Raw genomic sequence first — 9,295 nt, 5'->3', positions numbered from 1 at the left:
TTTACATCTAACATTTCACATCTAACTATTTATTTCTTGATCGGAAAATTTCTGGCTCTCATCAAAGCATCTGATTTTGGAGCTCTTCCTCTAAAGTTTTCATACGCTTTCTCCTGATCAATCGTGTTTCCAACACTAAAAACACTTTCGTAAAGACGTTTTGCTACTGCTTTGTCATATGCCCCTTTTCCTTCTGTAAAAGCTTCCCAGGCATCAGCATTGATCACGTCTGCCCATAAATAACTGTAATATCCTGCTGAATAACCATCTCCTGAAAAGATATGTCCAAATTGTGGAATTCTATGACGCATTACGATTTCTGACGGCATATGAAGTGCATCTAAAGTCTCTTTTTCAAATTTATGAGGATCAATAGTAGTGGTTGCCAAATGAAGCTTCATATCAATTAAAGAGCTCGAAATGGTTTCTACAGTTGAAAAACCTTCCCCGAAATTAGCTGCTCTTTCAATTCTGTCAACCAAAGCTTTCGGTAATGGCTCACCCGTTTTGTAATGTAATGCAAACTTGTTTAATACTTCCGGAGTCGCTAACCAATGCTCTAATAATTGAGATGGGAACTCAACATAATCGCGAGCTACAGAAGTTCCTGCTAAACTTGGGTAGGTTACATTTGAACACAATCCGTGAAGTGCGTGTCCAAACTCATGAAACAAAGTTGAAGCATCTTCCCAGGAGATTAAAATAGGCTCGTTTGGAGCTCCTTTTACAAAGTTACAGTTGTTAGACACAATCGTCAACACCTCTCCATCCATTCGCTCCTGATTGCGATAGGCATTCATCCAGGCTCCTGAACGCTTGCCTGCACGTGCATAAGGGTCAAAATACCATAAACCAACTGTTTTACCTGTCAATTTATTACTTACTTCCCAAACACGAACGTCAGGATGATAAACCGGCACATTTGTGATTTGCTTAAAATTCAAATTAAACAATTCGCCCGCTACCCAAAACATTCCTTCTCTTAATTTTTCTAATTGTAAATACGGTTTAACTTCATTCTGATCTAAATCGTACTTCGCTTTTCTAACTTTTTCAGCATAATAACGGTAATCCCAAGGCTGAATTTTGAATTTACCTCCTTCTGCATCTACGATCTTTTGCATTTCAGCTACATCTTCACGCACTTTTTCAACTGCAGGTTCCCATACAGAAAGCATTAAATCTAAAGTTTTCTGAGGATCCTTTGCCATTTTGTTCGATAAACTCCAATGAGCAAAAGTAGGAAAACCTAATAATTTAGCTTTTTTCGTTCGTAATTCTAAAATAGAAACCAATGTCGAATTGTTATCATTCGCATTTCCATTATCACCACGTTTTACAAAAATATCAAATGCTTTTTCCCTTAAATCTCTACGTGTCGAAAAAGTCAGGAAAGGCTCAATTGATGAACGTGTATTAGCAATACACCCCATAACATTCAGCTTTCTGTCTTTAGCCTCAGCAATAGCTGCTTTCTTAACCTCTTCAGGCAGCCCGTCAAAATCACTTTCTGTTTTCAATTCCACATATTGATTTTGTTCTTCCGCCAATAAGTTTTGACTAAAACGGGTAAAAAGTGACGCCAGCTCTTTATTTATTGCGGCAACTTTCTCTTTATCAGCTTCATTTAACTTTGCTCCCTGACGAACAAAATTTGTATAATACAACCAGATCAGACGCTGCTGTTCCTTGGTTAGTTTTTTACTCTCTTTAGAATTATAGAGCGTTTCAACTCTTGTAAAAAGCTTTTTATTCTGATTGATTTTATCACTAAACTCAGAGAACTTAGGAGACATTTCTCTGTCAATAGCGCTAAATTCCGGACTGCTCAAGTTAGATCTGTAAATCCCATAAACAGTAGAAATTCTGTCCATTGTTTCCCCTGAACGCTCCATAGCGGCAATCGTATTATCAAAAGTAGGCGCTTTTGGATTGTTAGCAATAGCCTCTATTTGGTTTAGTTTTTCCTGAATTGCAAATTCAATTGCCGGTTTAAACTGTGAAACCTTGTACTCATTAAAAGCAGGGACACCGCCATAAGGACCTGTCCATTTTTGAACCAGCGGATTGTCCGGAATGGTCTGTGCGTTAGCCGCAAATAAGCTTGTTCCCATGAGAAAAATTGTCATTAATTTTTTCATTATCGTTGATTTGTTTTAAAATAGGTTATGGTTCCAAATGTAACTAAAAATCAGTATTCATTTGGAAATTTTAACTTTGGAATCCTCTAAAAACTACCCTTTAATTTAAATATTCCGCTAAAAAGTTATAGAGAAATAGTTTAAATTTGAAACATCATTAACCGAACCACATGTTTAAAACCCGTAGAGAAATTGTTTTTGTAATTCTGGCTGGCATCTTTATAACCAATGCTGTTGTAGCCGAACTTATTGGAGGAAAATTAATTCAGATTGGCCCATTTGTCATGAGCATTGGTATTTTACCCTGGCCAATTGTCTTTCTAACAACCGATTTAATCAATGAATATTTTGGTGAAAAAGGAGTCAAAAAACTGTCCTTTATAACAGCCTGTCTAATTGCTTATGCTTTTCTGATCTTATTTATGGCTATCGTGATACCCGCCGCCAAAGGAATCAGTCCTGTTAATGACGAACAATTTAAGGCAGTTTTTGGGCAAAGTATGTGGATCATCGTAGGTAGTTTAATTGCCTTCATGGCTTCTCAGTTGATTGATGTCTGGATCTTCTGGTTTTTCAAAAGACGTACCGGAGAGCGAAAAATATGGCTAAGAACAACAGGATCAACTGTAATCTCACAATTGTTCGATTCTTTTATTGTACTTGGAATTGCCTTTTGGTTACCCGGAAAAATTGATTTCGACACTTTTATTTCATCAGGATTAACAGGTTACATTTTCAAACTATCCGTAGCTGTTTTACTGACACCGGCAATTTATGCAGGACATCATTTGATTAAAAAATACTTAGACAAAGATCCTGCTCACGAAAAATCCAAACACATAAACAATGGAGAATAAAAATCTAGTACGCTGCGGCTGGTGTTCTTCCAGCGATTTATATAAAAAATACCACGACGAAGAATGGGGTGTTGCCATTTATGATGACCCGTCTATATTCGAATTTTTAATTCTGGAAACCTTTCAGGCTGGTCTAAGCTGGATTACCATTTTAAATAAAAGAGAAAATTTCAGAGCCGCTTTTGATCATTTCGATTATAAAAAAATTGCTCAGTATCCCGAAGAAAAAATAGAGTCCTTACTACAGGATACGGGAATTGTTCGCAACAAACTTAAAATTCGTGCTACTGTTTCAAACGCGCAGGCATTCCTTAAAGTACAGGAAGAATTTGGCACTTTCTCCGACTATATTTGGAAATTTGTCAACGGAAAACCGATCGACAACAATCCAAAAACATTAAAAGACGTCCCTGCTACTACTCCAATTTCGGACGAAATTAGTAAAGATTTAAAAAAAAGAGGCTTCAAGTTTGTCGGATCAACCGTGATTTATGCTCATATGCAGGCTACCGGTATGGTCAATGATCATGTTGAGGACTGCTGGACGAGAAAGAAATAGTCGCAGTTTTCAGTCTCAGTTTTCAGTTTTTCAAAAACCTGAAACTTGAAACCTGAAACTTTTTTCAGCTCTCCAATAAAAATTTATTACATTTGCTTCACACTTTAGGGGTGTCTACAACTTGTAGGCTGAGATTTTACCCTCTGAACCTGATCTAGCTCACACTAGCGTAGGGAAAAGTAAGATGACTTCTGCGCGCATTTCTATGCGCGACTGTAGCCATTCCTAAAGTATAACTACATACTAAACTTAAAGGAATGGAACTAAAAATCAACCAACAAATCAAAAAATTCGATGCTGAATCGTTAAGCATTCAGTCATTGCTCGATCTTGAAATTCCCAACAAACAAAACGGAATCGCCGTTGCTCTCAACAATACTGTTGTTCCAAAATCCAACTGGAACGAACAACTTGTATCCGAAACTGACGAAATTCTAATTATTTCTGCTACTCAGGGAGGTTAAAATTCCAATTTTTTAATTCCAAATTCCAATTGTCAAGCAAGAAATAGGCGTACTGCCTTGCCCCTCTACAATCGATAATTACATTTCACATCTTACATTTTACATCTCATAAAATACAACTACAAGCTATGACTACAGAAGAACAAATTTCCAGAACCCCGTTTCCTAATTCTAAAAAAGTTTACATCAACGGAGCAATACACCCCATCAAAGTGGCCATGCGCGAGATACATCTTAGCGACACCAAACTTTCAAATGGCGGAATTGAAAAAAATCCTCCCGTAACGGTTTATGATACCTCAGGTCCCTATACCGATCCTAATATTGAAATCGATATTAGAAAGGGGCTTCCAAGACTGAGAGAACAATGGATTTTAGACCGAAATGATGTCGAAATTCTAAATGAAATCACTTCCGATTACGGACAAAGCCGATTGAAAGACGAAAATTTAAATCATCTTCGATTTGAATATTTACATCAGCCTAAAAGAGCTAAAAAGGGCGCTAATGTTTCACAATTATATTACGCCAAACAAGGCATTATCACTCCTGAAATGGAATATATTGCTATTCGTGAGAACCAACGAATAGAGCTTTTAAACGAACAAACCAAAGCGATGCAATGTCAGCACGGTGGTCATAGTTTTGGAGCTAACACCCCTAAGAGTAAAATCACTCCCGAATTTGTTCGCAGCGAAGTAGCTTGCGGAAGAGCCATTATCCCCAACAACATTAATCATCCTGAAAGTGAGCCTATGATCGTTGGTCGCAACTTTCTGGTCAAGATAAATGCTAACATTGGCAATAGTGCCGTTACCTCGAGTATTGAAGAAGAAGTAGAGAAAGCAGTATGGGCTTGCCGTTGGGGTGCAGATACGATTATGGACTTATCAACAGGTAAAAACATTCACGAAACCCGAGAGTGGATTATCCGTAACTCTCCTGTTCCAATTGGTACGGTTCCGATTTATCAGGCTTTAGAAAAAGTAAAAGGAATTGCCGAAGATTTAACCTGGGAAGTTTTTCGTGACACTTTAATTGAACAGGCTGAGCAAGGCGTTTCTTATTTTACGATTCATGCCGGAGTACTGTTACGTTATATTCATTTGACTGCCGATCGCGTTACCGGAATTGTTTCGCGTGGCGGATCTATCATGGCCAAATGGTGCTTGTTTCATCATAAAGAAAACTTTTTGTACACTCATTTTGAGGAAATCTGCGAAATCATGAAACAATATGACGTGGCTTTTTCTCTTGGAGATGGTTTACGTCCGGGTTCTATTGCAGATGCTAACGATGCAGCTCAATTTGCAGAGCTAGAGACTCTGGGAGAATTAACTAAAATTGCCTGGAAACACGATGTACAGGTTTTCATTGAAGGTCCAGGCCACGTTCCGATGCACATGATTAAAGAAAATATGGACAAACAACTGGAACATTGTCATGAAGCTCCTTTTTATACTTTAGGCCCACTAACGACGGACATTGCACCAGGTTATGATCACATTACCTCTGCTATTGGAGCGGCGATGATTGGTTGGTATGGCTGTGCAATGTTGTGTTATGTTACTCCAAAGGAACATCTTGGTTTACCTAACAAAAAAGATGTGAAAGACGGTGTAATCACCTATAAAATCTCCGCACATGCTGCCGATCTTGCCAAAGGTCATCCGGGAGCACAATACCGCGACAATGCTTTAAGCAAAGCCCGTTTTGAATTCCGTTGGGAAGATCAGTTCAATTTAGCCCTTGACCCTGATACGGCCAGAGAGTTTCACGATGAAACCCTTCCTGCCGACGGTGCAAAAGTCGCTCACTTTTGTTCGATGTGCGGTCCTAAATTCTGCTCCATGAAGATCTCTCAGGAAATTCGTGATGTAGCCGCGGCCGAAAAAGGCATGCAGGAGAAATCAGAAGAATTTATTGAACAGGGGAAAGAGATTTATATTTAATGTAGTTAGTGAAGAAAATAGAAGAAAGAATATAGAACAAAGAATATAGAACAAAGAATATAGAACAAAGAATATAGAACAAAGAAGAAAATATATGATCGTAATTACCAATCCTTCCCCAATTAAAAATGAAACACATATCGTTCATACTCTATTTGAAGAAGGATTGGCTTTACTTCATATTCGGAAGCCTGATTTTTCTGAAAATGAAATGGCTCGATTCATTCAGCAGATAAAACCTGAATATCGAAGCCATTTAGTCTTACACAGTCATCACGTTTTGGCGGAAGACTTTGGAATTACTAAGATTCATTTTTCAGAAAGGGAAAGGAAAAATAATTTTTCAATTGACTCGGATCAAAAGGCATTTTCGACAGCAACCCATTCAATTGAAGATTTCAATTCCTTATCATCTGCATTCAACTATGCTTTCTTAAGTCCTGTATTTAAAAGTATTTCCAAAGAAGATTATCATCCGGAAACGAATCTTTTTGAAGCTTTAAACTCAAGAACAAATCATAAAACTAAAGTTATCGCTTTAGGAGGAATTGATGCTAAAAACATCCAAAAAACGCTCGAAAATGGCTTTGATGATGTCGCTCTTCTAGGAAGTATTTGGAAAAATGAAAACCCTATAAAACAATTCAAATTATGTCAGCAAATCGTCCAATCGCACTTTCAATAGCAGGTTTTGATCCTTCGGGTGGCGCTGGTGTTTTAGCGGATGTCAAAACATTTGAACAACACCACGTTACTGGATTTGGCATTTTAACCGCCAATACCATTCAAACGGAAGATCAATTTATTGAAATTCAATGGACTGATTTGAGTTTTGTGATTCGTTCTATTGAAACCTTTTTTGAACGTTATAAGATCAGTACCGTCAAAATTGGAATTGTTCCTTCTTTGAATTATCTGAACCACATTCTTTCGACCATAAAACGAATAGCCCCAAACACTTTAATTGTCTGGGACCCGGTTTTAAAATCGTCTACCCAATTTGAATTTATGAGTATTGAAGATCGTTTGGAATTAAATCATACGTTGTCAAAAATTGATTTAATTACGCCTAATTATAACGAAATTGAAATATTGTTTCCGGGTTTTATCGCCAACCAACTTGAGTCTCAGAATAAAATCCCGACAAACATTTTATTAAAAGGCGGGCATCATCCTTCGGCAACCGGAACCGATCGTTTGTTCCTGAAAGACGAAATCATCAATCTTCTGCCCTCTGATAAAAAATGCTTTGCCAAACACGGCTCAGGCTGTGTATTATCAGCCGCAATCGCCGCAAATCTTGCACGGAATCAATCTTTGAAAGAAGCTTGCAGGAATGCGAAAACCTACATAGAAAAATACCTGAATTCCACTCCAACCTTAATCGGACATCATTATGTATCATAAATTGCAATATATCTCGCAGGGAAAAACAATAGAAGAACAGCTGTATAATATCCATGAGGCTTTAGATGCCGGATGCGATTGGGTGCAGCTCCGTTTTAAAAATCAAACTGAAAAAGACACTTTTACTCTGGCAGAAGCAGTAAAATTTTTATGTGAAGAGTATCTCGCTAATTTTATTGTAAACGACAACCTATATCTCGCTCAGCAAATCGCCGCAGACGGAGTTCATCTCGGACTATCGGACATGAAAATTGACGAAGCAAGGGCAATACTTGGAAATACCAAAATCATAGGAGCAACAGCCAACACTTATGAAGACATTGAAAATCATATCAAAAACGGCTGCGACTATATTGGTCTGGGTCCCTTTCGTTTTACAACAACCAAAGAAAAACTAAGTCCAATTCTGGGATTGTCAGGTTATTTTAGAATTATTCAAGAGTTAAAACGCAATAAACTGGAGATTCCTATTTATGCCATCGGAGGAATCACTCTGAACGATGTCGCTCCTTTAATGGAAACCGGGATTCATGGAATTGCGATCTCCGGAATGCTTACAGAAAGTAATCAAAAAGAAAAACTCATTCAACAATTAAACGAAAAATTATATGCAAACGTCATTGTTTAACATAGGAGATAAAACCTTAACCTCCCGTCTATTTTTAGGAACAGGAAAATTTGGTTCGAATCTGGAAATGGAGAATGCTATTTTGGCATCAGAAAGTGAGTTGGTCACTGTAGCACTAAAACGTATCGATCTCGAAACCGAAACTGATGCTATTTTGACGCACTTAAATCATCCAAACATTCATTTATTACCCAATACATCGGGAGCACGAAACGCCAAAGAGGCCGTTTTCGCTGCACAATTAGCGAGAGAAGCATTAGAAACGAATTGGCTGAAACTTGAAATTCATCCGGATCCGAAATATCTGATGCCTGATCCGATAGAAACTTTAAAAGCGACAGAGGAGCTCGCTAAACTTGGTTTTCTCATCCTGCCGTACATCCATGCCGACCCCGTTTTATGCAAACATCTTGAGAGTGCCGGAACAACCGCTGTTATGCCCCTAGGTTCCCCGATTGGAAGTAATAAGGGTTTAAAAACGATTGATTTTTTAGAGATTATTATCGAACAAAGTAATGTTCCTGTAATCGTCGATGCCGGAATTGGGTCTCCGTCTGATGCTGCAAAAGCAATGGAAATGGGTGCAGATGCTGTTTTGGTTAATACTGCAATTGCGATTGCAGGAAATCCAAAACTAATGGCAGAAGCCTTTAAAGAGGCTGTCATTGCAGGCCGAAAAGCCTTTGAAGCTAAAATTGCTCCTCAACAGAATTATGCTGTGGCTTCGAGTCCTTTGACCTCTTTTTTATATGAGTAGTTTTTAATCTCTCGCAGATTTGGCAGATTAAGCAGATTGTTTTTGTCCCATTTTAATTCAGATAAATCTGCTCAATCTGCCAAATCTGCGAGAAAATACTTTATAAAAAGTAGGAAATTTCATTAAATTTGATCTAAAACTACTATTATGTCGGAAAATGAAATTTCATATCGAGTTCGAGGAGCTATTTTTACAGTATATAACACTCTAGGTCCGGGATTGTTGGAATCAGTTTACGAAAGTGCTTTATATTATCAATTAAATAAGGATGGACTAAATACTATCAAACAAATTAATCTACCCGTTAAATATGATAATGTAGAATTAGATATCACTTTTCGATTGGATTTATTGGTTGAAAACAAAGTAATTGTTGAATTAAAATCTGTTGATGAATTAAAATCCATTCACTTTAAACAATTAAATACTTATTTAAAATTAACAGATAAAAAGCTGGGACTATTGGTCAACTTTAATTGTATAAATATCCTAGATAACATACATCGAGTCGTAAACAAAATCTAACCTAT

At 37.5% G+C, this 9,295-nt stretch carries 10 protein-coding genes and 1 riboswitch; of the genes, 9 read left to right on the top strand and 1 reads right to left on the bottom strand.

The window, feature by feature from the left end:
- Positions 1 to 29: 29 nt before the first annotated feature.
- Positions 30 to 2,141 carry a M3 family metallopeptidase gene (locus B0A80_RS07800; RefSeq protein ID WP_083342452.1) on the bottom strand — a complete coding sequence of 704 codons (2,112 nt, stop codon included), beginning with the start codon at positions 2,139 to 2,141 and terminating at the stop codon, positions 30 to 32.
- A gap of 170 nt (positions 2,142 to 2,311) precedes the next feature.
- On the opposite strand from B0A80_RS07800, the gene B0A80_RS07795 reads away from it, so the two are divergent.
- From B0A80_RS07795 to B0A80_RS07755, 9 genes are all read left to right on the top strand, one after another.
- Positions 2,312 to 2,998: a queuosine precursor transporter gene (locus tag B0A80_RS07795; protein WP_070905796.1), complete on the top strand. Its 687-nt coding sequence runs from the start codon at positions 2,312 to 2,314 to the stop codon at positions 2,996 to 2,998.
- Positions 2,988 to 3,557, top strand: coding sequence for a DNA-3-methyladenine glycosylase I (locus B0A80_RS07790; RefSeq protein ID WP_017497953.1), 570 nt, complete (start codon positions 2,988 to 2,990; stop codon positions 3,555 to 3,557). Before B0A80_RS07795 ends, B0A80_RS07790 begins: the two co-directional genes overlap by 11 nt.
- 96 nt (positions 3,558 to 3,653) lie before the next feature.
- A riboswitch (TPP riboswitch) is annotated at positions 3,654 to 3,750 on the top strand.
- A gap of 64 nt (positions 3,751 to 3,814) precedes the next feature.
- On the top strand, positions 3,815 to 4,021 hold the full coding sequence (gene thiS, locus B0A80_RS07785; RefSeq protein ID WP_089076927.1) for a sulfur carrier protein ThiS: 207 nt from the start codon (positions 3,815 to 3,817) through the stop codon (positions 4,019 to 4,021).
- A gap of 128 nt (positions 4,022 to 4,149) precedes the next feature.
- Positions 4,150 to 5,973 carry a phosphomethylpyrimidine synthase ThiC gene (gene thiC / locus B0A80_RS07780; RefSeq protein ID WP_089076926.1) on the top strand — a complete coding sequence of 608 codons (1,824 nt, stop codon included), beginning with the start codon at positions 4,150 to 4,152 and terminating at the stop codon, positions 5,971 to 5,973.
- A 94-nt stretch (positions 5,974 to 6,067) separates the two neighbouring features.
- Positions 6,068 to 6,658 carry a thiamine phosphate synthase gene (locus tag B0A80_RS07775; RefSeq protein ID WP_089076925.1) on the top strand — a complete coding sequence of 197 codons (591 nt, stop codon included), beginning with the start codon at positions 6,068 to 6,070 and terminating at the stop codon, positions 6,656 to 6,658.
- On the top strand, positions 6,625 to 7,380 hold the full coding sequence (locus B0A80_RS07770) for a hydroxymethylpyrimidine/phosphomethylpyrimidine kinase (protein ID WP_089076924.1): 756 nt from the start codon (positions 6,625 to 6,627) through the stop codon (positions 7,378 to 7,380). The genes B0A80_RS07775 and B0A80_RS07770 overlap by 34 nt, the downstream gene beginning before the upstream one ends.
- Complete coding sequence (locus B0A80_RS07765) at positions 7,370 to 8,008, top strand: thiamine phosphate synthase (protein ID WP_089076923.1); 639 nt, start codon at positions 7,370 to 7,372, stop codon at positions 8,006 to 8,008. The genes B0A80_RS07770 and B0A80_RS07765 overlap by 11 nt, the downstream gene beginning before the upstream one ends.
- On the top strand, positions 7,989 to 8,765 hold the full coding sequence (locus B0A80_RS07760) for a thiazole synthase (protein ID WP_089076922.1): 777 nt from the start codon (positions 7,989 to 7,991) through the stop codon (positions 8,763 to 8,765). Before B0A80_RS07765 ends, B0A80_RS07760 begins: the two co-directional genes overlap by 20 nt.
- Positions 8,766 to 8,912: 147 nt before the next feature.
- Positions 8,913 to 9,290, top strand: a complete 378-nt coding sequence (locus B0A80_RS07755; protein WP_017497960.1) for a GxxExxY protein — start codon at positions 8,913 to 8,915, stop codon at positions 9,288 to 9,290.
- Positions 9,291 to 9,295 lie beyond the last annotated feature (5 nt).

This window comes from Flavobacterium tructae, from assembly GCF_002217475.1.
GTDB classification, from domain to species: domain Bacteria; phylum Bacteroidota; class Bacteroidia; order Flavobacteriales; family Flavobacteriaceae; genus Flavobacterium; species Flavobacterium tructae.
Note: the sequence above shows the minus strand (reverse complement) of the source record. Positions and strands in the feature narration are given on the sequence as shown.